Origin of the sequence: Mycobacterium syngnathidarum (assembly GCF_001942625.1) — a bacterium.
In the GTDB taxonomy this organism is placed as follows: Bacteria; Actinomycetota; Actinomycetes; order Mycobacteriales; family Mycobacteriaceae; genus Mycobacterium; species Mycobacterium syngnathidarum.
In genome coordinates this window covers 151,157-172,815 of sequence record NZ_MLCL01000024.1, presented here as the reverse complement: position 1 = coordinate 172,815, position 21,659 = coordinate 151,157, and the positions used below count along the sequence as shown (strand labels likewise).

Here is a 21,659-nt window from a genome sequence, read left to right as displayed (position 1 = left end):
CGGACCGTTCAGTCGAACGCGACGCTGAAGTACTGCGTCTCCTGGAACTCCTCGAGTCCGACGCGGGCACCTTCGCGACCCAAACCGCTCTGCTTCACCCCACCGAACGGGGTTGACGGGTCCGACACGATGCCCCGGTTGATGCCGACCATACCGGCATCCAAGGACTCCGCGAGACGCACCGCGTCCTGCAGACGACCCGCGTAAACGTATGCGGCCAAGCCATATTCGGTGTCGTTGGCCCACCGCAGGAGATCGTCCTCGTCTTCCCACACCACAACCGGCGCGACAGGCCCGAAGATCTCGTCGGCCAGGATCGCGGCGTCCGGGGCGACCCCGGTCAGCAATGTGGGCGCGACGAACCAGCCCTCGGCCGGGGCCTGCGCCTGCGCAGCGATCACGGCACCGTCGGCCACCGCGGCCTCGATCGCGGCAGCCACGCGCTGGGCCGCGCGCTCACTGACCAAGGGGCCGACGTGCGATACCGGGTCCGACGCCGGGCCCACCCGCAGTGCCGCCACCTCGGCGCCGAAACCGGAGACGAACTCGTCGGCGACCGAGGCGTGCACATAGAAGCGGTTGGCCGCGGTGCAGGCCTGGCCGCCGCCGCGGAACTTGGCCACCATGGCGCCCGCGATGGCGGCTTCGACGTCGGCGTCGGCGGTCACGACGAACGGGGCGTTGCCGCCGAGTTCCATGCTTGCGTTGACGATCCGGTCGGCTGCCTGCTTGAGCAGGATTCGACCGATACCGGTGGAACCCGTGAACGACACCTTGCGGACCCGGTCATCGCTCAGCCAGTTCTCGACCACCGCGGCGGCGTCGGTGGTGGGCACCATGTTCACCACGCCGTCGGGAACGCCTGCGGCCGAGAGAATTCCGGCGATCGCCAACGCCGTCAGCGGTGTCTCGGCCGCCGGTTTGAGGACCACGGTGCAGCCCGCGGCCAGCGCCGGGGCGATCTTGCGGGTCGCCATCGCCGCCGGGAAGTTCCACGGCGTCACGAGTGCCGCCACCCCGACCGGCTTGTGCGTGACCAGGGTGCGGGTGCCGCCGGCGGGGCTGACACCGTAGGCGCCGTCGGTCCGCACTGCCTCCTCGGAGAACCAGCGGAAGAACTCGGCTGCGTAACCCACCTCGGCACGGGCGTCGGCCAGCGATTTGCCGTTCTCCGCGCAGATCAGGGCGGCCAGCCGCTCGGTGTCGGCGACCATCAGGTCGAACACCCGGCGCAGAATGTCGCTGCGCTGCCGCGGGCTGGTCTTGGCCCAGCCGGGGAAGGCCCGATGCGCGGCGTCGACGGCCGAGCGGGCTTCGGCAACGGTGCCGTCGGCCACTTCGGCGATGGTCCGCCCGGTGGCCGGGTCGTACACCTCGAACGTCGAGGCGGCACCGCGGGCTTTCCCGTCGATCAGGATGCCGTGCTTGGCGTCGAGTTCGGCAATCGCATTCTGCGTGTTCACAGCGGCTCCCACAGGTCGGCGTAGGTCAGCGGGTCTCGGCGAAGATGGCGGCCAGGATGTCCAGCCCCTCCTCGAGCAGGGGATCCGGCATCGACAGCGGCGGCAGTAACCGCAGCACGTTGCCGTAGGTACCGCAGGTCAGCACCACCAGGCCCTGGGCGTGGGCGGCGGCGGAGACCTGCTTGGCCAGGTCGGCGTCGGGTTCGGCGCTGCCCGCCTTGACCAGTTCGACGGCGATCATGGCACCGCGGCCGCGGACCTCGCCGATCCGGGGATCCTCGGCGGCGATCGCCTTGAGGCGGCCGGTCATGGTTTCCTCGATCTCCACCGCGCGGGCGAGCAGCCCCTCCCGCTCGATGGTGTCGATGACCGCGAGCGCGGCGGCACAGGCGAGCGGGTTGCCGCCGTAGGTGCCACCGAGGCCGCCGGCCTGCGGCGCATCCATGATCTCGGCGCGACCGGTGACCGCCGACAGCGGCAGGCCGCCCGCGATGCCCTTGGCGGTGACGATCAGATCGGGCACGACGCCGTCGTGTTCGACGGCGAACATCGCGCCGGTGCGGGCAAAGCCCGACTGCACCTCGTCGGCGACGAATACCGCGCCGGCCGCGGTGCACCAGTTCTGCAGAGCCGGCAGGAATCCCGGTGCGGGGACGATGAATCCGCCTTCGCCCTGGATGGGTTCGATCACCACGGCCGCGACGTTGTCGGCGCCGACCTGCTTGTCGATCAGATCGAGCGCGCGGGCCGCCGCAGCGGCGCCGTCGGTCTCGCCGTCACGGAACGGGAATGAGGTGGGCACGCGGTACACCTCACCGGCGAACGGCCCGAACCCGTTCTTGTACGGCTGATTCTTGGCGGTCATCGCCATGGTCAGATTGGTGCGCCCGTGATAGGCGTGGTCGAACACCACGACGGCCTGTCGACGGGTGTGGGCACGCGCGATCTTGACGGCGTTCTCGACCGCCTCGGCGCCGGAGTTGAACAGCACGCTGCGCTTCTCGTGGTCACCGGGGGTGAGCCGGTTGAGCTCCTCGGCCACCCGCACGTAGCCCTCGTACGGGGTGACCATGAAGCAGGTGTGGGTGAACGCGGCGGCCTGCTCGGCGACGGCCTCGACGACAGCGGGTGCACTGTTGCCGACGGTGGTCACCGCGATGCCGGAACCGAAGTCGATGAGCTGGTTGCCGTCGGCGTCGACGAGGATTCCGCCGCCTGCGGCCACTACGTAGACGGGCAAGGTGGTCCCGACGCCAGCGGCCACAGCGGCGGTCTTTCGTGCCTGCATCTGCTGCGAGACCGGACCCGGGATGGAGGTGACGAGCCGGCGTTCCTGGGTGACGGCTGCACCCGTGATCTCGGCGATGCTCACGTGTTCCTCCTGCTGCTGGCGGTTGTCGGACCTCACGCTGCTGGCGGTTGTCGGACCTCACGCTAGGGAACCGCGAGCATCACCGGCATGTCAGAGATGCACAAATAGACGCAACACATTGTGCAAAAATGGCACCCGTGGTCATGGTCGGCGAGGTCCTGGATGTGAGCAGTCTCGGACTACTCGCCGTAGAGATCAGCCGCCGCGACGCGCCGGTCCGCTGGGTGGCCACGAGCGAGCTCGCCGATCCGGGGCCCTTCCTCGAGGGCGGGGAGATCCTGCTGACAACCGGGCTGGAAACCGGCGACTGGCACGACCAGTGGGACGGGTACGTGCGCAGGCTCGCCGACGCGGGGGTGGCTGCGGTGGGCTTCGCCGTCGGCCTCACCCACGACGAGACGCCGGTGCCGCTCGCCGATGCCTGCCGGAGGCACCGGGTGAATCTGTTCGAGGTACCGCGCCGCACCACCTTTGTCGCAATCAGCCGATACGTCGCGCATCTGCTGGAGGAACAGGAGTCCACCGCGACGCGCGAATCGCTGCAGACGCAGCGCAAGCTCATCTCGGCTGCTGCCAAACCGGACCCCGCCGTTGCCGTCATCAGTGCACTGGCCGCAGCACTCGACGGGGCGACGTGCCTGATGAATCCCGACGGCCGGGTGGTGACGGGTCCGATCGGCGCCCGCCGCAAGGAGTTCCCCCTCGACGAGGTCGCTGATGACGTCAAACGCTTGCAGGCGCACGGATTGCGTTCGGCTGCAGCCTATTCCGGTCCAGCACACTCGGTATCGGTCCACCCGATCGGACTGCGCGGCCGGGCGTCGACCTACCTGTCGGCTTTGGCGCCGGCCAGGGCATCGGAAGGACAGCGACAGGCCGTGACGACCGCGGTCGCCCTCCTGGGGCTCATCGACGAGCAGGACCGCAGCCGCGCCTGGACCCGCAGGCACCTGCGCAGCCGCGCCCTGGAGCTACTTACCGAAAACGATCACCGCACAGCACAATTGGTACTGGCAGTGGATCAGCCCGCAATCGAGCTGCCGAAGCACGTCCGCTTCCTGCGGGCCACCGGGAATGAATCCGCCATCGAGGACGCGGCAGCCTACCTGGAGCGGCGCGGAATCCTTGCCGGGCTGTACGCCGGGGAGCTGTGCGCGGTCGTCGAGCCTGCGCAGGCAGAGGCTACCGGTACCGCCCTGAGCGCCGGCGGGATGCAGGTCGGCGTCGGTCGCGCGGTGACGCCCGACGATGGCGCGACCGGCTACCGTACGGCCGGGCTGGCACTTGCCCAGGCCACCGAGGTGTCCGGGGTGGTCGTCTGGGATCAAGTGATCGACAACGGCCCGCTCGGTCTGATCGATCCCGGGAAAGCTGCCGCCTTTGCCGAATCCTGGTTGCGCGGGCTCGATTCCGAGCAGATGGAAATTCTGCGCTGCTTCCTGCGCCACCACGGCTCGCGCCTCAAGGTCGCCGAAGAACTCGGCCTGCACCGCAACACCGTGCGCAATCGCCTCGCGGCCATCGAGGCGGTGTTGCCCGGCAAGCTCGATGATCCGCAGACCCGGGTGAGCGCTTGGATCGCCCTACAGTCTGCCCCGGAAAATCCTCAGCCCTTGAAATAGACGACCTGGTGACTGGTGGCCAGCAGGGTGGCGTCGCGACCCCACAGGTGCGCGGTCTGGTCGAAGTAGCCACGCGAAAATGCTTGCGCGCGTGCCGTGGCGAGCACAAATTCGTCGCCCTGGGCGGCAAGTTGCTCGTCGTCGGCATGGAAGTACGTGGTGATCGACACCGTCCCGGCAGGCACGAACTGGCCCTGGCGCAGGAACACCCGCGGATAGAAAATGTCGCTCACCGAGGCCAGCGCCGCGAAATCCATTGGCCGGGGCGGGTTGTTGCGAACCCACAGCGTGGTGGTCGATGAGCCGGATTCCGCGCCGTCGTCGGGCATGGCGCCGTCGGCGAAACGCATGTCGTAATTGTCGAACCACACCACGCCGAAAGGCGGTGCCGACGCCACGGTGTCCTCGGGAGCCGGGACCTGCGGTGGCGTCACCTCGGTGTCCGCCCAGGTGTCGCGACGCAGCCCGAAGATCGCGGTCGCGGTGGTCTTGACCTCACCGTCCTGGCTGAGTTCGACGATCCAGTGCTGATTGGACCGGTTGGTCTTGACGACCCTCGTGACGATGTCGAACTCGCCGTCGGCGATCGGCGCCACATAGTTCACCGTCAGGGCGATGGGCTGGCCGTGCCGTTGCGGATGCAACTCGACCGCCCGCACCAGGGTGGCCGCCGTGATGCCGCCGAACGGTCCCACCATGTTGGCCCACTCCGGCACGGTCCGCCCGCGCCACCGTCCGTCATCCGACGGTTCGAGTTCCAGGGCCTTGTCGAAGGGATGCACCCGGCCACAGTACCGACGCGGCTGCACTCACTTTGCCGGCGCATAGCTGGGCCGGCCCAGGCCCAGCGCTTGCTGCGCGATCATGTTGCGGAACACCTCAAGGGTGCCGCCGTAGATGCCGGTCGGCCCCGCCAGTCGGAAGATGTACTCGGCTCCCCCATCATCGGCGGCCCCGGCCGTCCCGACCGGCAGCGCACCGGCGGGTCCGACGATGTCCATCAGGTCCGGCGACACCTCACGCATGGTTTGGGCGATCGCGACACGGCCGTACATGTCGGGACTGCTCAGCGCCGCTTCCAAGCGGGCGATGCCCCGGCCCAGCCGGTAGTGCGACGCGGCATCGTCGGGGGCGACGGCCGCGACGCGGTCCACCGCCTCGGCCATCAAGGTGATGTGCTCGGTCATGGTGGCCAGCTTCTGCAGTCCGCGCGTCTCGCGCTCAAAGGTGCCGTGCTCGAGCTCGAGCGCACCGCGCAGCACCGTCCATCCGCCGTTGACCTCGCCCACGCGGTACCGATCGTCGATCCGGACATCGCTGTAGTAGGTGATGTTGGTGCGGTCGCCGTCCACGGTGCGCAACGGCTGGATCTCGACGCCCGCGGAATCCAGCGGCACCAAGAACATCGTCAGGCTCTTGTGTTTGGGCGCGGCCGGGTCGGAGTTGGTCAGCAAGAAAACGTACTGGGCGTTGTGCGCATTCGACGTGAACATCTTGGAGCCATTAATGACCCAGCTTGATCCATCGGCTTCTCTTACGGCGCGCGTCTTGCAGGTGGCCACGTCGGATCCACCCTCGGGCTCCGTGTAACCCAGGCACAGCCGCACGCTTCCGTCCAACACGCCCGGCAACACCTCGTCGAGAAGCTCCGGTGCGGCGAACTTCTCCACCGTGTGGGCGACCATCGCGGTGGTTCCCCAGTGGAACCACGGGGTGTGGGCCCGGCCGATCTCCAGTTCCCAGATCCGGCGCCGGACGGCACTGAACCCGCCGTCGGCCTCGTCCCGGTAGTCACCCGCCAGATAACCCGCCGCGCCCAAGGCCAGATGCACTGTCTCGTCGAAGTTCTCGCCGGTCTGACGGTCGCGTTCGATCACCTCGTCCGTAACGACCCGGGCCAGGAACGTCCGCAACTCATCGCGGAAGGCCAGGTCTTCCGCGGCGAGCTCGACGTGGGAGAAGTCCATCCCGACACCGTGACACTCACACGCTCATTTGTAAAGATGATGGCCGCTGACCGTCTGGCTCGATGGCCAGTTCACGCGACATCCCCGACATAAATCGCTCACGATGGAGACCTCACAAAACTCGACCACGGAGCGTCTACAGGGTGTGAATGCCAAACCGCCGTTCGAGACCGTGGTGCGCGACCACGGCCCCACCGTCTTTCGGGTCTGTTGCGCCATCGTCGGCGTACACGACGCCGATGACGCCTGGTCGGAGACGTTCCTGGCGGCGCTGAAGGCCTACCCCGACCTCCCCGCGGACACCAATTTCGAAGCCTGGCTGGTCACCGTCGCGCACCGCAAAGCCATCGACATCACCCGGACCCGGACGCGCCAACCCGTTCCGACGGACATCGTCCCGGAAACACCGACCACCCACGGCACCGGGAACTTCACCGACCTGGCCGCGGCGGTGGACCAGCTTCCGCACAAGCAGAAACACGCCGTCGCCTACCACTACCTGGCCGGCCTGCCCTACGACGAAATCGCCGAAATCCTCGGCGGCAGCGCTGCGGCCGCCCGCCGCGCCTCCAGCGACGGCATCGCCGCACTGCGCCGCACCTACCTGGCCGAGATCGGCACTCCTAGGAAGGGAGCCACCCATGAGTAACCACAGCATCACCGGGGACCTGACCCGAATCACCCAACCCGGCCCCGGCAAGTTGGCCGCACTGCACGACAGGCTCGCGGCCGCGGCCCAGCATGAGGGTCTCCTCGACATCGCCTACCGCATCGTCGACAGCCCGGTCGGGCCACTGCTGCTGGCGGCCACCGAGCAGGGCCTGGTTCGCGTCGCCTACGCCCGCGAAGACCACGACACCGTGCTGCAGCACCTCGCCGATGCGGTGAGCCCGCGCGTCCTGCACGCCCCCGCCCGCCTCGACTCGGTGGCCCGGGAACTCGACGAGTACTTCGCCCGGACCCGACGCAGCTTCGACCTGCCGCTGGACTGGCGTCTCGCGGCCGGATTCCGCAGCACGGTTCTGCATCACCTGCCCGATATCGACTACGGGCAGACCGCCAGCTACGCGACCGTCGCGGCGCTGGCCGGCAGCCCCAAGGCAGTGCGCGCCGTCGGGACGGCTTGCGCGAAAAACCCTCTCCCCGTTGTCATCCCCTGCCACCGCGTGGTCCGCAGCGACGGCGCGATGGGCGGCTACCTCGGCGGCGCGGAGGCCAAGCGCCTGCTGCTCGACCTGGAGGCCGCGGCATGAGCGGCACCGACTCCTGGCAGCGGCGGGTGGACGCCACCGACTGGAGCGCCGTCGGCGACGAACTCGACACCACGGGATGCGCGTTGACCGGGCCGCTCTTGACTCCGTCGGAGGCCGCCGACATCGTCGCGCTCTACCCCGATGTGGCCCGGTTCCGCTCGACCATCGACATGAGCCGCTACCGGTTCGGCGAAGGCCAGTACCGCTACTTCCGGCAGCCCTACCCGCCGGCGGTGACCGCACTGAAGCGCGCGCTGTACCCACACCTGCTGCCGATCGCCCGCATGTGGTGGACCCGGCTCGGCCGGGAGGCACCGTGGCCCGACGACTTCGACGACTGGCTGCGGCTGTGCCACGCGGCGGGTCAGACCAAGACGACGGCGATCCTGCTGAGATATGTTGCCGGCGACTGGAATGCGCTGCACCGCGACCTCTACGGCGAGTTGATCTTCCCACTGCAGGTGGTGGTCAACCTGACCCAGCCCGACGTCGACTACACCGGTGGCGAGTTCCTGCTCTACGAACAACGGCCCCGCGCGCAATCGCGCGGTACCGCCACCGTCATCCCCCACGGGCACGGACTGGTGTTCACCACCCGCGACCGACCGGCCAAGTCGGTGCGGGGATGGTCGGCGGCCCCGATCCGCCACGGTGTCTCCACCGTCCGTTCCGGGACCAGATTCACCCTGGGCCTGGTGTTCCACGACGCGGCATGACGGGCTATTGCGGCCTGCCACAACAGCATTCACATTGACAAGCCATGCTCTATGTCTAGGATCGCAGCCACATACTGGCAGCAATCCTAGACATAAGTGGCTCCAGGGCTGCCGGACCGACCGAGAGCTAACTCGTAGGCACCGGAATGGCCGCGGTGTCGTCGTCATCCTCGCGAGGCACCCGTCGCGGTGCCGGCTTGCGGAAGTGGTTGTCCCCGCGGGGATAAACCACCTGCGGCCACCAGAACCACCGGCCCAGCAGAGTCGCGATCGATGGCATCAGCAGTGACCGCACGATGAAGGTGTCGATCAGCAGGCCGATGGCAATGGTCGAGCCCATCTGGGCCAGCACGATCAGGTTGCTCGCCATCATGCCGGCCATCGTCGCCGCGAACACCAGACCGGCCGAGGTGACGACGCCGCCGGTGCCGGCCATGGACCGGATGATGCCGGTCTTGAGGCCCGCGTGGATCTCGTCCTGGAACCGGGACACCAGCAGCAGGTTGTAGTCCGATCCAACCGCCAGCAGGATGATCACCGACATCAACATGACCAACCAGTGCACCGGCATCCCGAACAGGTCTTGCCAGAGCAACACGGAGATGCCGAACGACGCGGCGATCGAGCTGCCGGCCGTCGCCACGATGGTCAACGCGGCCACCGCACTGCGCGTCAGGATGAGCATGATCATGAAAATCAGCGTCAGCGCCGACACCACCGCGATCATCAGGTCGTAGCGGGCGCCGTCGGACATGTCCTTGTATGTCGCCGCGACACCGCCGAGATAGATCTTGGCATCCGACAGTGACGACATCTTCAGGGCCTCCTGCGCGGCCTTGCGCTCGAACTCGACTCGTGCGATCCCGTCCACCGTCGCCGGGTCGGTCTGGTGGGTGATGAACATGCGGGCGGACTTGCCGTCCGGCGACAGGAACATCTTCAGGCCGCGCTCGAAATCGGGGTTCGTGAAGGCTTCCGGGGGCAGATAGAACAGGTCGTCGTTCTTGGCGTCGTCGAAGGCCGCGCCCATCGACAGCGCGGTGTCGTTCATCGCCTGCATCTGGTCGATCAGGGCCTTCTGCGAGTTGTACGACGCGAGCGACAGGTCCCGGCTGGTTTCCATCGACGCGATCGTCTGCGGCAGTAGCGCAGTCAATTTCGGTGCGAGGTCGGCCAGTTCGTCGGTGTTGACCTGTACCGCCGAGGTCTTGTCGGTCAGTTCATCGATCCCGTCGAGGGCATCGAAGACCGAACGCGCCGCGGAGCACATCGGGATGTCGAAGCAGTGCGGTTCCCAGTAGAAGTAGTTGCGCATGGGCCGGAACTGATCGTCGAAGTTCGCGATGTTGTCGCGCATCTTCTTGGTGACCTCGAGCAATTCCTGCGACTTGGCCGCGGAGTCCTGAGTGAGCTGGGTCTGTTCGAGCGAGAGCTGGTATTGCCTCTTCATGATGTCGATCGAGGTATTGGTCGCGTCGATCATCCGAAGCTGGTCTTCGAGTTGCTTGCGCTGGAACGGCAGATTCATATTGCTGGTCTGCCCCGAGATACTGGTCTGGAACGGAATCGAGCTGTGCTGGATCGGGATTCCCAGCGGCCGGGTGATGCTCTGCACCATCGCGATACCGTCGGCGTGCATCACATTGCTCGAAATCTTGTTCAGCACAAGCATGTCGGCAGGATTGCGCATGTCATGGGTGGACTCGACCATCAGGATGTCGGGGTTCATCCTGGCCTGGGAGAAGTGCCGGTCGGCAGCGGCGAAACCGACGTTCACCGGGGCGTCCTCGGGCAGGTAGTACCGGTCGTTGTAGGCCGGCTTGTACCCGGGGATGGCCACCACCCCGATCAGGACGACGAACAGGCTGGTCACGAAAATCGGTGCGGGCCAACGCACCACCGCGGTGCCGACCTTGCGCCAGAACTTGCTCTGCGGGGGACGCTTGGACTCGTACAGCCCGACGCGGCTACCGAGGTAGAGCACCGCCGGGCCGAGCGTGACCGAGATGACAACGACCACGACCATGCCGATCGCGACGGGGGCACCCATGGTGGAGAAGTAGGGCAATCGCGCGAAGCTGAGGCAATAGGTCGCTCCGGCGATGGTCAGACCGGAACCCACGATGACGGGCGCCACCGATTTGAAGGTCGCGTAGTAGGAGTCATCCCGGTCCAGGCCCATGCCGCGGTCTTCGCGATACCGGCCGAAGATGAAGATGCCGTAGTCGGTGGCGGCGGCGATCGCCAGCATGGTCAGGATGTTGCCCGCGAAGGTGGTCAACCCGAACACATCGTGCATCGCCAGCACGGACACCACGCCGCGGGCGGTCAGCAGTGCCAGGAACGTCAGGAACAACTGGATCAGCGTGGTCCTGATCGAGCGATAGACCACCAGCAGCATGACTGCGATGGCGACCAGGGTGATCAGGGTGATCTCGGCCAGGCTCGCGTTGCCGATGACGTGCATGTCGTTGGTCAGCGCCGCAGGCCCGGCAACGTGCGCCTGCACCCCCGGCGGAGCCTTCGTCTCCTCGATGACCTTGCGGACGGCTTCGACGCCCTCGTTGGCGAGCGTCATGCCTTGCTCTCCGGCGAGGTTGATCATCACGTAGGACGCTTTGCCGTCGGCGCTCTGCGCGCCGGCCGCGGTCAGTGTGTCACCCCAGAAGTCCTGGATGTGCTGGATGTGCTCGGGATCCTGCTGCAGTTTGTGGATGATCTCGTCGTAGTACTGGTGCGCGTCCGGGCCCAGCGGCTGCTGGCCCTCGATGACGACCATGATCGTGCTGTTGGAGTTGAACTCCTCGAAGTTGGCGCCCATCAACTTCATCGCCTGCATCGACGGGGCGTCCTCGGGCGCCATCGGTGCGGCGTGCAATTCGCCGACGACCTCGAGTTGCGGGGCGATCACATTCACCACGACCGCGATCGCGATCCAGACCAGGATGATCGGCCACGCCAGAATGCGGAGCAGGTGCGGGAAGACAGGGCGCTTCGGCTTGCCGGTGGACTCGGGCGAGGTGGCGGATGTGGTCATGCGGACTTCACCAGGCAGTAGGTCTGGGCGTTGACACCATTGGCGGATTGCTCCTCGCGGACAATGCCGTTGACGGTCACACGGCACCCGATGTGGTCGCCGCTGTTTTCACTGTCGCTGCGCGCCATCAGGTTCGCGCTGACGGTCGGCAACGTGGTGGACAAGGTGACGGACCAGGGCAGCGGGGCGTTCACCGAGTGCACATGGGCGTCCGGATCGAAATAGCTGATGTCGGCGGAGGTTCCGGGTGGTCCGTACACCTCGTACAAGACCACCTTGGGGTTGAACTGGACGATCTCGATGCCCGCGCCGGCGTTCGCGTTGAGATCTTCGGAGCCGAACATCCGGTGTAGTCGTGAGACCACCAGGCCAGACACGGCGAGTACGACCACCAACACCAACGGGATCCACGCATATTTCAACGCACGACGAACAGCCCGACCAGGACTCACCGGTACCTCCCGACGATTACCCGAACCCGCCGACGGCGATGACTCGCCCCGGCGATCGACGAATTAGTTCGAATAACTATGTACATCGGGATGGAACTTTACACGCCCTGGCCGGGCCCACAACCGCAGACCGCTTTTCTGTGAACTTGCTGTTCGGTTCCTGCACACCGCCTTTGGTGGACAGCCGGGCGGCGCTCCTAGGCAGCCGTGCCGTCGCGCGACGGGCGATCGAGATAGCCACGGGCAACTGCCATTTCGACCAGGCGCGAACGCAAGGCACGACGGCCCCGGTGCAGCCGGGACATCACCGTCCCCACCGGAATCTGCAGGATCTCGGCGATCTCCTTGTAGCGGAATCCCGCAACGTCGGCGTAGTACACGACCACGCCCTGCGATTCCGGCAACGCCCGCATGGCCTGACGCACGTCGTCATCACCCATCGATTCCAGCGCCGCGAGTTCGGCCGAGACCACACCGAGCGGGAACCGCTGCGCCACGTCCGCCAGCTGCGCATCCGTGAGTTCGTCCGCGAAGACCTCCTGCGGGCGACGCTGCGCAGTGCGGTACGAGTTGATCCACGTGTTGGTCAGGATCCGGAACAGCCAGGCGCGGATGTTCGTTCCGTCACGGTAGGTGTGAAAACTGCTGTACGCCTTGGTCATTGTCTCCTGGACGAGATCCTCGGCATCAGCAGCGTTGCGGGTGTACCGACGCGCGGCGGCGTAAAGCTGGTCCACCAACGGCAACGCGTCACGCTCGAATCGTTCGCCGCGACATTCGTCAGAACTCATCTGCACACCAGTGCTCATCGGCATGGCCCCCGCTCCTGCCACTGCTCATATCGCTTGCCTCAGACACTCACCAGCCGAAGCTATCCGTCGACGAACCCCAGACCCAGGGGGATAACCCCCAGGTTCCGAGCGGTTTTCCAGGCCGCAGTGGTCACGTCGATCTGTCATGTACGCAGCATGACACCTCAACCCAAGTTGAGGTCAAACCATTTTTCGGCACCAATGTCATTGCGGCTGTTGCCGTTCAACATCTGGTAATTGACCGCAAAGAAGATCGCCCCGACCGCGTTGGACGATACGCCGGGAAACTGGGCCGCTGCCGCCTTAGGCTCATCGGTTATGAATCGAGTGGATCGCTTCTTCGAGATCTCGACGCGTGGTTCGACGGTCCTGTCCGAGATCCGTGGAGGTGTGGTCACCTTCATCGCGATGGCCTACATCATCGTGCTGAACCCCGTGGTCCTCTCCGCCACCGCCGACGTCGACGGAAACAAGCTGCAATTCGCACAGGTCTCGGCCACCACATGTCTGGCGGCAGGCGTGATGACCATCCTGTTCGGCATCATCGCCCGATTGCCGTTCGCGTTCGCCGCCGGTCTGGGCATCAACTCATTTCTTGCCACCACCGTGGTGGGCACGGTCACCTGGCCCGAGGCCATGGGCCTGGTGGTCATCGACGGTCTCATCATCGTGGCGCTGGCGGCCAGCGGGTTCCGCCGTCTGGTGTTCGACGCCGTCCCGATGCAACTCAAACTGGCAATCACCGCGGGCATCGGACTGTTCATTCTCTTCATCGGGCTGGTCGACGCCGGATTCGTCGGCTCGACCGGCATGCCCTCACCACCGGTCGGGCTCGGCACCGGCGGCGTCGGCTCGATCGACACGGTGCCCACGGTGGTCTTCGTATTCACCCTTCTGGTCACCGGCATCTTGGTGGCCCGCAAAGTCCGTGGCGGCATTCTGATCGGTCTGGTGACGGGCACCGTAGTCGCCGTGATCGTCGAGGCGATCTGGCACCTGGGTTCGGCGCAGGAGAAGCACGGCGGTTGGGGTCTGTCGGTGCCGACCCTGTCCGGTTCACCGTTCGCGCTGCCCGACCTGTCTCTCGTCGGGGAAGTCAGCCTCGGCGCCTTCAGCCGGATCGGGGCACTGGCCGCGATCATGGTGGTGTTCACGTTGGTGTTCGCCAATTTCTTCGACGCCATGGGGACCATGACGGGGCTGTCCCGGGAAGCCGGATTGTCCGACGCCCAGGGCAATTTCCCGCGGCTGAAGTCGGCCTTGATCGTCGAAGGCGCGGGCGCGGTCGTCGGCGGCTCCTCGTCGGCATCGTCGAACACCGTCTTCATCGAATCCGGCGCCGGCATCGAGGAAGGCTCGCGCACCGGGTTCGCCAACCTCATCACCGGCGTGCTGTTCCTGGCGGCCATGTTCGTTGCCCCGCTGGCCTCGATCGTGCCCACCGAGGTCGCCGCGGCAGCCCTGGTGATCGTCGGCGCCATGATGGTGTCGCAGCTGCGACACATCGATCTCTCGGAGTTCTCGGTGGCCCTGCCCGTGGTGCTCACCGTGGCCACGATGGCGTTCAGCTACTCGATCGCCAACGGCATCGGTGTCGGCTTCGTGGCCTGGGCCGTGCTGCGGTCGGCTGCGGGAAAGGCCCGCGAGGTCAGCCCGCTGCTGTGGATCGTGGCCGCCGGCTTCATCCTCTACTTCGCCCGCGGCTGGATTGAATCGCTCATCGGGATGTGACTGCCGGTAGCCTTCTCAGTCATGGAGAGGACCCGCCGGTGAGCGCTGGCCTGTTAGGTTTGCTCGACGACGTTGCCGCACTGGCCCGGCTGGCGGCAGCATCGATCGACGACATCGGTGCGGCCACGGGCCGAGCCACCGCCAAGGCCGCCGGCGTCGTGATCGACGACACCGCGGTGACACCGCAATATGTCCACGGCATCGCCGCCGATCGCGAGCTTCCGGTGGTCAAGCGCATTGCGATCGGCTCGCTGCGCAACAAGATCCTGTTCATCCTGCCCGCGGCGCTGTTGCTCAGCCAGTTCGCGCCTGGGTTGCTGACCCCGATCCTGATGCTCGGTGCCACCTACCTCTGTTTCGAAGGCGCCGAGAAGGTCTGGGGCCGCTTCCTCGGTCACGGTGCACACGACTCCGCTGGTGCGCCCGCAGCCGCAATCGGCGGCGATGCCGAGAAGTACATGATCACCGGCGCGATCCGCACCGACTTCATCCTGTCCGCCGAAATCATGGTGATCGCCCTCAACGAGGTGGCCGATCAGACTTTCTGGCCCCGTCTGATCATTCTGGTGATCGTCGCGCTCGTGATCACCGCCGCGGTCTATGGCGTGGTGGCCGGCATCGTGAAGATGGATGACATCGGCGTGCTGCTGGCCCAGCGTTCATCGAAGGTGGCCCAGACGATCGGCCGCGGCCTGGTCGCCGGGATGCCCAAGCTGCTCTCGGCGCTGTCGACGGTCGGCACAGTGGCCATGCTCTGGGTCGGCGGGCATATCTTGCTGGTCGGCACCGACACCCTCGGCTGGCACACCCTCTACGGCCTGGTCCACCACGCCGAAGAGGCCGTGCATCACGCCGTGGGCGACACGTTTGGCGGCGTGCTGGCCTGGGTGACCAACACCGTCGCATCGGCGGTCATCGGCCTGGTGGTCGGGACCGTTGTGGTGGGGATCATGCATGTGCTGCCGTTCGGCAAGAAGGGCGAGCACAACGCAGCTGCGTGACGTTTGTTCAGCGCCGATTTCCCCTGCGGGGCCGCAATTCTCAGCGAGGCAGCAGCCGCAGAGGGAGAAACCCGCCGCGGGCGCGAAATGCGCCGGCGCAAAGACTTTTTAGGTCAATGTCTTTCAACGTGCCATACTGGGCGTGGACGCGTTTCGTACGTCCGGTTTGAACAATGAGAGAAGCAGAATATGGCACAGGGAACTGTGAAATGGTTTAACGGCGAAAAGGGCTTCGGCTTCATCGCCCCTGACGGCGGCGCCCCCGACGTCTTCGTCCACTACTCCGAGATCACCGGCAGTGGTTTCCGGTCGCTGGAAGAGAACCAGCGCGTCGAGTTCGAGATCACCCAGGGAGCCAAGGGCCCCCAGGCAGTAGGAGTCACCGCGGTCTAAACCGCGCTAAAACCTGATCATGGGCTGGTACGGATTAATTTCGTACCAGCCCATTTTGCATTTCACACCGGCGCTTCCGTCGGATCCTTCAGATGCCCGAGCCAGCGCGCAGATTCGAGTTGCGCGACACGCAGTACACGGTCAGCGGTGTCATATGCCGGTGTACGTCGTTCCGCTTCCCCCACCGGCATCGCCGCAGCGCAACGCATCACCAGAGCACCGAGACCAACAGACGTCTTGGACGGAACGACAAGAAGTTTCACGCATACGTCCCGGCCCGCCACCATCATCAAACGAGGGCGGCTCAGCTTCATCCCGGTCGGCCCCCGCGTGCCGGGAACGATGGAGTCCAAGTCGAGCTGCCCCTCGGCGGCCGACCAATTCACTCGAATGTCAACGACTTCCCCGAGCGATCGATGAAGGACTCCGACGAGATCGGGCAGCTCGTTTGCCACCGACCCGGTGTGCGGCCACCACGCTCCGTCGATATCCGAGCCCAAGTGCCGGGCGAGGGCGAGCCGGACCGGACTGGCCATCCGCCGCGTCCCGTTGAGGCCATTCACGATGACTGCGCATCGGCGCGGGGCGCGAGTCGATCCGTCGGTCGATCCGAGAAAACCAGCGTCTCTGCCGGTTCAGCCGACAACACGCCGGCCGGAGCAGAATCGTGCTGCTCGCGGTGTGAAAACAGTTCGGACGTTTCCATGAAGAGTGTCCTTGAGAGGTGCGGGACTACCGCACTGGTATGGATTACCGAGCGATTGTGAATCACTGGCTGACCGCCGCCATCGAAGTAATCCGCCCATCGCGGTTGGCACTCAGATGTATCCGGTCTAGACACAAATCTACACCCGGTGGCCCCTCGCGCCTTGGACCCGGTGTCAAACCAGCGGCCGCCCGAGCCGGTACCGGGCTCGAACGTCCCATAGCAATGCCCGGAAACCCAACTGCGACAGCCAGAGCGGCTTGCGTCGCTCGCGTGCGACGTGCTGTGCCACATAACCGTCGAACCAGTGTTGATCCTCATCCGTCCACGGCACCCGCATCGCTTCGCGGAACGCCGGCGGGAGGTACCCGATGGTGCGACGATATTTGACCGGCCCGAACCGCGCCTGAATCAGCGGGTGTGCATAACCGAAGTTGGCGATGCCGAGCAGAAATCCCCGCACCTCATCGCTGACCTGGACCTTTGCCACCTGGTCATCCCAGTAGCGAGTGAACGCATCACGATCCGGCGGCCACATCTCGGCCGGCATTTGCAGCGTCGTGCCGCATACCTTCCCCTGCTGGTAGAACTCCTCACGCTCGGCACCGGCAAGCGGCCCGTGGACGCGTTGATAGATGTCCTCCCAGCCGAAGAACAGGCAAGCCGCGACCCACAGCTGCAGGTCAGGGTCCATCGCGTTGTACTGCACCGGACTATCCCCGTCAGAACGAACCTGTGCGTGTTGGCGGTTGACCGCCTGGCGGTATCGGCGACGGTCCTCGGCGTTTCCGAATACTGCGACAGCCAGATATGAGGCCGTGGTGCGCGCCCGTTTGATCGGATGGCGGTCCAGGCGGCCGCCCTCCACCTTGCTATGGGCCACTCCATAGCCGACTGCCGGGTTGGCCAACTGCATGATCACGTTTGCGGTGCTCATGGTCTGCCCCATGGACAACAGCGACCTGGCAAAGAACCGGCAGTCGAGCTCGTCCATCTCGCTGCGAGACAGCCGCTGCGCGCTCGGCCCCATACCCGCCCCTATCTGGAAACCAATGTTCGCAGATCATGGTGGCGCACGTAGTGTGAAATCGCAACGTCACCCGTTGGATGAGCGCACCGCGGGCAGGATCAACGTATCGATGACGTCCCGGATGAACTTCGCGTCGATGCTCTGCCCGCTGATCACCCGCATCAGAGACATTCCGGTCATCACGTCGGCGACCAGCGACCAGTCCCGGTCGCGTGACAGCTCACCGCGAGCTGCGGCCTGCTGCAGGATGGCGTTGACCACCCGCCTGCCTTTGAGCAGCATCAGATCATCGAGGGCCGAGGCAAGATGCGGATCGTGCGTGGCCTCGACCGCGGCCTGCAATACCAGGTCGTAGGAAAAGTGCTCTTCGTCGTTGCGCACCGCACGGCGTACGAGTTCGTCGAAATCGCCTTCCAGACTGCCGGTGTCGGGCGCATCGTCATCGAGCAGGTCGGGCCGCCAATACACCAGTGCGTCGGTGATCAGCGCGGCCTTCGACGACCACCGGCGATAGATCGCGGCCTTACCGACACCGGCGCGTGCGGCGATGTCGTTCATGTTGGTGTTGACGTAGCCGTTCTCCGCCAAGGCCGCCAGCGCCGCGTCGAGGATGGCCGCGTCCCGCGATCGATCCAGCCGACCGTCGGTACGCCGGCGCAGCTTCGACTCTGCATCCGGCGCATCCTCACGGCCGGTCATCGCGGTCACTCCGTAGTCGCCGATATCGGGGCCGTGGCGTCAGCGTCATCGCCCGCCGCCTTTCGTTCGCGCTCCAGGCGGCCCCGCCTGGTGATCTCAAAGGTGTTGAGCGGCCACCAGAACCAGCGTCCCAGCGCCGCGGCGATGGACGGGGTCATGAACGAGCGCACGATCAACGTGTCGACGACCAGACCTATACCGATGGTCGTACCGAGCTGCCCGATCACGCGCAGGTCGCTGACGATCATCGACGCCATAGTGAAGGCGAACACCAGCCCGGCCGCGGTGACGACACGACCGGTGGCACCGACAGCCCGGATGATGCCGGTGTTGAGCCCGGCGTGGATCTCCTCCCGGAGTCGCGACACCACAAGCAGGTTGTAGTCCGAACCGACGGCCAGCAGGATCACCATCGACAACGGGATCACGATCCACTGCACGCCGAGGCCGAGGATGTCCTGCCACAGCAACACCGAAAGCCCGCACGCGGTCCCCAGAGAGGCGGCCACGGTGCCGACGATCACCAATGCCGCCACCACACTTCGGGTGATGATCAACATGATCGAGAAGATCAGGATCATCGACGCGATGATCGCGATCATCAAGTCCGTTTTCACCCCGTCCTGCATGTCGGCATACATCGAGGCGGTACCGGCCAGTGACACCTTCGCGTTGGCCAGCGGGGTGCCCTTGACCGCGTCGGCGACAACGCCTTTGAGGTCGCGAACGTGCGAGATGCCCTCCACCGAGGCGGGGTCACCCTGGTGGGTGATGATGTAGCGGACCGCGTGACCGTCCGGTGAGACGAACATCTTCAGCCCCCGTTCGAAGTCGGGGTTGTCGAACACATCAGGCGGCAGGTAGAAGAAGTCGTCGTTCTTGGCCTGATCGAAGTACAAACCGATCTCGGTGGCACCCTTGGCCAGTTCCTGCTGCTGAGCCTGGGTACCGGCCATGGTGCTGTGCGTGGCGATCATGAAATCGCGCATCCGCGACATCGAATCGATCGTCGAACGCAGCACCGGCAACATCTGCGGCATCAGCTGATCCATGCGGTCCATATCGATTGTGAGACCTTGCATTTCGTCAGTGAGTTTGTCGATGCCGTCGAGGGTGTCGAAGATCGACCGCATCGACTGGCAGACCGGGATGTCGAAGCAGTGCGGCTCCCAGTACAGGTAGTTACGCAACGGCCGGAAGAAGTCGTCGAAATCAGCCAGATGGTCGCGCATTTCCTTGGTGGCGTCCACCATCTCGTGCGTCCGGCCCACCATGCTGTGCGTGGTGTCGGTCAACTCCGACATCAGGGTGTACATACGCTCCATGCTGGCGACGGTCTGGCTCATCTCGTCGGCCTGCTCGAGCATTTGCGCCGAGTTGTCGTTGTTGAACTTCGCGCCCTGCAGCGTGGCGGCGTTCTGCGCCCCGAGCAGGAACGGGATGGAGCTGTGCTCGATCGGCGACCCCAACGGGCGGGTGATGGTCTGCACCCGCTCGATGCCGCGCATGTGGACCACCCCCTTGGCGACCCGGTCGATGACGAGCATGTCGGCCGGGTTGCGCAGGTCGTGATCGGCTTCGAGCATCAAAAGTTCCGGGTTCATCCGGGCCTGCGAGAAGTGCCGGTCGGCGACGCCCATGGCCAAGTTGGCCGGCATGTCGGCCGGGGTGAACTTCTGGTCGTTGTACTGCGGCACATACGTCAGCAGGCTGACGAAGCCGATCACGGCAATCAGGCTGGTGACAAAGATGATCGGGATCGGCCAGCGCACCACCGACGTACCGACCTTGCGCCATCCCCTGGTCGAAAGCTCCCGTTTCGGATCGAGCAACCCGACCTTGGACGCGACGGTCAGCACAGCCGGGGCCAAGCTCAGGGCCGCGGCGATGATCACCAGGATGGCGATGGCGCACGGCAGACCCATCGTCTGGAAGTACGGCAGCGTCGTCATGGTCAGGCACATGCACGCACCCGCGATGGTCAACCCCGAGCCCAGGATGACGTGCGAAACACCGTGATACGCGACGTAGAACGCGTCGTCCTTCTCCAGGCCCTTGGACCGCTCCTCGTGATATCGGCCCAACAGGAAGATCACGTAGTCGGTTCCAGCCGCCAGGGACAGCATCGTCACCATGCTCACCGCGTACGGGGTCAGGCCGATGATGTTCACATACCCGGCCGCCGCCGTAATACCCTGCGCAGCAAAGAGCTCCAGGCCAATGACGACCATCGACACCAACATCGTCACGATGGACCGGTAGATGAACAGCAGCATCACGATGATGACGGCGACCGACACCAACTCCATGGTCGCCATGCTTTGATGCCCGGCCACCTGGGTGTCTGCGTTGAGCACGGTATTGCCGGCGACGTGGGCCTTGATGCCCGGCGGCGCAGGCACCGATGCGACGATGTCGCGTACCGCGGCCACCGACTCATGGCTGGCACTGGTGCCCTGCGAACCGTTGAGGAAGATCTGCACATACGCCGACTTGCCGTCGACGCTCTGCGAACCGGCGGCGGTCAGCGGATCGCTCCAGAAATCCTGGATGTTCTGGACGTGTTCGTGATCGGTCTCGAGCTTGTCGATGATCTGGTCGTAGAACTTGTGCGCCTCGTCGCCGAGCTTGTCGTCGCCCTCGAGCACCACCATCGCCGAAGAGTCGGAGTCGTACTGCTGGAACACCTTGCCGATGTTCAACATCCCCTGATATGACGGCGAATTCGTCGGGCTCAACGGAACTTGCCGCATCTCGGCGACCGCGTCGAGCGACGGTACAAGGGTGCCCAGGGCCACCACGACGAGCACCCAGAACACGATGATCGGCAGCGAGAAGATCCGGACCATGTGGCCCAGGAACGGGCGGTGCGGCTTCGAGTGCGCGTTGCTCATACGGATTTCACCAAGCAGTAGATGAACGGTTTGACTGTGTCTGTACTCGTCCGGTCGTCACGGACCTCGCCATCGACCGTCACCCGGCACCGCAGATCGCTCACGTCACGATCGCCCTGGGCCATGATGTTGGCCGACATCGACGGCAGCGTCGTCACGATCGTGAACGACCAAGGCAGCGTGGTGTTTTCGATGAGATGCGGTTGACCGTTCTCGTCGAGGTAGTTGAGGTTGGCGGTTCCGCCGGAGCCGGTGACCTCGTAGGTGATGTGTTTGGGATTGAAGTTCGCTGTGATTCCGGAGCCGTCTGCCGCCCGCGGTTCGTGGTGGTTGGACTCACGAATCCGCACGATCGCGTATGCGCCCAGAGCGACGACCACCACCAAAGTGAGCGGTATCCACGCTTTCTTGAGCAACCGGAACACAGTTGCGCCTCCCCGACCTGACCCTATGCAACAAATTGACCCAGACGGAACTCAAGTTCCGCCTAAGAGGATGCTGAGCACCTTAC

The 21,659-nt window shown here is 65.3% G+C and carries 19 protein-coding genes; 7 read left to right on the top strand and 12 right to left on the bottom strand.

Going from position 1 to position 21,659, the window contains the following annotated elements; genetic code table 11:
• Positions 1–8: 8 nt before the first annotated feature.
• Together BKG60_RS07010 and gabT are read right to left on the bottom strand one after the other, a co-directional pair.
• The gene (locus BKG60_RS07010) at positions 9–1,463 is read right to left on the bottom strand and encodes an NAD-dependent succinate-semialdehyde dehydrogenase (protein ID WP_070944940.1); all 1,455 of its coding nucleotides are present in this window, start codon (positions 1,461–1,463) and stop codon (positions 9–11) included.
• A 25-nt stretch (positions 1,464–1,488) separates the two neighbouring features.
• A complete protein-coding gene (gene gabT / locus BKG60_RS07005; RefSeq protein WP_075909477.1) occupies positions 1,489–2,835 on the bottom strand; it encodes a 4-aminobutyrate--2-oxoglutarate transaminase in 1,347 nt (448 codons plus the stop codon).
• 128 nt (positions 2,836–2,963) lie between these two features.
• Here gabT and BKG60_RS07000 point away from each other — a divergent pair, with 128 nt between their 5' ends.
• Positions 2,964–4,457 carry a PucR family transcriptional regulator gene (locus tag BKG60_RS07000; RefSeq protein WP_239252194.1) on the top strand — a complete coding sequence of 498 codons (1,494 nt, stop codon included), beginning with the start codon at positions 2,964–2,966 and terminating at the stop codon, positions 4,455–4,457.
• Here BKG60_RS07000 and BKG60_RS06995 read toward each other — a convergent pair.
• Both BKG60_RS06995 and BKG60_RS06990 read right to left on the bottom strand, forming a co-directional pair.
• The gene (locus BKG60_RS06995; protein WP_070944942.1) at positions 4,442–5,239 is read right to left on the bottom strand and encodes an acyl-CoA thioesterase; all 798 of its coding nucleotides are present in this window, start codon (positions 5,237–5,239) and stop codon (positions 4,442–4,444) included. The genes BKG60_RS07000 and BKG60_RS06995 overlap by 16 nt on opposite strands.
• 27 nt (positions 5,240–5,266) lie before the next feature.
• On the bottom strand, positions 5,267–6,424 hold the full coding sequence (locus tag BKG60_RS06990; RefSeq protein WP_070944943.1) for an acyl-CoA dehydrogenase family protein: 1,158 nt from the start codon (positions 6,422–6,424) through the stop codon (positions 5,267–5,269).
• A gap of 103 nt (positions 6,425–6,527) precedes the next feature.
• Here BKG60_RS06990 and BKG60_RS06985 point away from each other — a divergent pair, with 103 nt between their 5' ends.
• The 3 genes from BKG60_RS06985 to BKG60_RS06975 are packed head-to-tail and all read left to right on the top strand — an operon-like array spanning position 6,528 to position 8,393.
• Positions 6,528–7,073, top strand: a complete 546-nt coding sequence (locus tag BKG60_RS06985; protein ID WP_070944944.1) for an RNA polymerase sigma factor — start codon at positions 6,528–6,530, stop codon at positions 7,071–7,073.
• Positions 7,066–7,677 carry a methylated-DNA--[protein]-cysteine S-methyltransferase gene (locus BKG60_RS06980; protein WP_083339253.1) on the top strand — a complete coding sequence of 204 codons (612 nt, stop codon included), beginning with the start codon at positions 7,066–7,068 and terminating at the stop codon, positions 7,675–7,677. The genes BKG60_RS06985 and BKG60_RS06980 overlap by 8 nt, the downstream gene beginning before the upstream one ends.
• Positions 7,674–8,393: a 2OG-Fe(II) oxygenase gene (locus BKG60_RS06975; RefSeq protein ID WP_070944945.1), complete on the top strand. Its 720-nt coding sequence runs from the start codon at positions 7,674–7,676 to the stop codon at positions 8,391–8,393. The genes BKG60_RS06980 and BKG60_RS06975 overlap by 4 nt, the downstream gene beginning before the upstream one ends.
• A gap of 127 nt (positions 8,394–8,520) precedes the next feature.
• Here the strand turns inward: BKG60_RS06975 and BKG60_RS06970 are convergent, their stop codons facing one another.
• From BKG60_RS06970 to BKG60_RS06960, 3 genes are all read right to left on the bottom strand, one after another.
• Positions 8,521–11,430: an MMPL/RND family transporter gene (locus BKG60_RS06970; RefSeq protein ID WP_075909444.1), complete on the bottom strand. Its 2,910-nt coding sequence runs from the start codon at positions 11,428–11,430 to the stop codon at positions 8,521–8,523.
• Complete coding sequence (locus BKG60_RS06965; protein WP_075909443.1) at positions 11,427–11,882, bottom strand: MmpS family transport accessory protein; 456 nt, start codon at positions 11,880–11,882, stop codon at positions 11,427–11,429. The genes BKG60_RS06970 and BKG60_RS06965 overlap by 4 nt, the downstream gene beginning before the upstream one ends.
• A 197-nt stretch (positions 11,883–12,079) precedes the next feature.
• On the bottom strand, positions 12,080–12,697 hold the full coding sequence (locus BKG60_RS06960; protein WP_083650260.1) for a sigma-70 family RNA polymerase sigma factor: 618 nt from the start codon (positions 12,695–12,697) through the stop codon (positions 12,080–12,082).
• Between the two features lie 315 nt (positions 12,698–13,012).
• Between BKG60_RS06960 and BKG60_RS06955 the strand changes: the two genes are divergently transcribed.
• From BKG60_RS06955 to BKG60_RS06945, 3 genes are all read left to right on the top strand, one after another.
• Positions 13,013–14,425, top strand: a complete 1,413-nt coding sequence (locus BKG60_RS06955) for an NCS2 family permease (protein ID WP_075909442.1) — start codon at positions 13,013–13,015, stop codon at positions 14,423–14,425.
• 38 nt (positions 14,426–14,463) lie between these two features.
• Entirely contained in the window at positions 14,464–15,426 is a 963-nt protein-coding gene (locus tag BKG60_RS06950) for a DUF808 domain-containing protein (protein ID WP_075909441.1), read from the top strand.
• A 189-nt stretch (positions 15,427–15,615) separates the two neighbouring features.
• Positions 15,616–15,819 (top strand): cold-shock protein, encoded by a 204-nt coding sequence (locus tag BKG60_RS06945; protein ID WP_036447055.1) that lies wholly within the window; start codon positions 15,616–15,618, stop codon positions 15,817–15,819.
• 62 nt (positions 15,820–15,881) lie between these two features.
• On the opposite strand, the gene BKG60_RS06940 is transcribed toward BKG60_RS06945, so the two are convergent.
• The 5 genes from BKG60_RS06940 to BKG60_RS06920 form a co-directional block, all read right to left on the bottom strand.
• Positions 15,882–16,355, bottom strand: coding sequence for a DUF5994 family protein (locus BKG60_RS06940; RefSeq protein ID WP_249383772.1), 474 nt, complete (start codon positions 16,353–16,355; stop codon positions 15,882–15,884).
• A 345-nt stretch (positions 16,356–16,700) separates the two neighbouring features.
• Positions 16,701–17,555 carry an oxygenase MpaB family protein gene (locus BKG60_RS06935; protein ID WP_075909440.1) on the bottom strand — a complete coding sequence of 285 codons (855 nt, stop codon included), beginning with the start codon at positions 17,553–17,555 and terminating at the stop codon, positions 16,701–16,703.
• 66 nt (positions 17,556–17,621) lie between these two features.
• On the bottom strand, positions 17,622–18,254 hold the full coding sequence (locus tag BKG60_RS06930; protein WP_070945052.1) for a TetR/AcrR family transcriptional regulator: 633 nt from the start codon (positions 18,252–18,254) through the stop codon (positions 17,622–17,624).
• A 5-nt stretch (positions 18,255–18,259) separates the two neighbouring features.
• The gene (locus BKG60_RS06925; protein WP_070187714.1) at positions 18,260–21,148 is read right to left on the bottom strand and encodes an MMPL/RND family transporter; all 2,889 of its coding nucleotides are present in this window, start codon (positions 21,146–21,148) and stop codon (positions 18,260–18,262) included.
• The gene (locus BKG60_RS06920; RefSeq protein WP_070187715.1) at positions 21,145–21,573 is read right to left on the bottom strand and encodes an MmpS family transport accessory protein; all 429 of its coding nucleotides are present in this window, start codon (positions 21,571–21,573) and stop codon (positions 21,145–21,147) included. The genes BKG60_RS06925 and BKG60_RS06920 overlap by 4 nt, the downstream gene beginning before the upstream one ends.
• Positions 21,574–21,659 lie beyond the last annotated feature (86 nt).

Coding starts and splice junctions, on each gene's coding strand:
- BKG60_RS07000 (WP_239252194.1), top strand. CDS start 2,964: ATGGCACCCGTGGTCATGGTCGGCGAGGTCCTGGATGTGAGCAGTCTC.
- BKG60_RS06990 (WP_070944943.1), bottom strand. CDS start 6,424: ATGGACTTCTCCCACGTCGAGCTCGCCGCGGAAGACCTGGCCTTCCGC.
- BKG60_RS06985 (WP_070944944.1), top strand. CDS start 6,528: ATGGAGACCTCACAAAACTCGACCACGGAGCGTCTACAGGGTGTGAAT.
- BKG60_RS06980 (WP_083339253.1), top strand. CDS start 7,066: ATGAGTAACCACAGCATCACCGGGGACCTGACCCGAATCACCCAACCC.
- BKG60_RS06975 (WP_070944945.1), top strand. CDS start 7,674: ATGAGCGGCACCGACTCCTGGCAGCGGCGGGTGGACGCCACCGACTGG.
- BKG60_RS06970 (WP_075909444.1), bottom strand. CDS start 11,430: ATGACCACATCCGCCACCTCGCCCGAGTCCACCGGCAAGCCGAAGCGC.
- BKG60_RS06960 (WP_083650260.1), bottom strand. CDS start 12,697: ATGCCGATGAGCACTGGTGTGCAGATGAGTTCTGACGAATGTCGCGGC.
- BKG60_RS06955 (WP_075909442.1), top strand. CDS start 13,013: ATGAATCGAGTGGATCGCTTCTTCGAGATCTCGACGCGTGGTTCGACG.
- BKG60_RS06945 (WP_036447055.1), top strand. CDS start 15,616: ATGGCACAGGGAACTGTGAAATGGTTTAACGGCGAAAAGGGCTTCGGC.
- BKG60_RS06940 (WP_249383772.1), bottom strand. CDS start 16,355: ATGGCCAGTCCGGTCCGGCTCGCCCTCGCCCGGCACTTGGGCTCGGAT.
- BKG60_RS06935 (WP_075909440.1), bottom strand. CDS start 17,555: ATGGGGCCGAGCGCGCAGCGGCTGTCTCGCAGCGAGATGGACGAGCTC.
- BKG60_RS06930 (WP_070945052.1), bottom strand. CDS start 18,254: ATGACCGGCCGTGAGGATGCGCCGGATGCAGAGTCGAAGCTGCGCCGG.
- BKG60_RS06925 (WP_070187714.1), bottom strand. CDS start 21,148: ATGAGCAACGCGCACTCGAAGCCGCACCGCCCGTTCCTGGGCCACATG.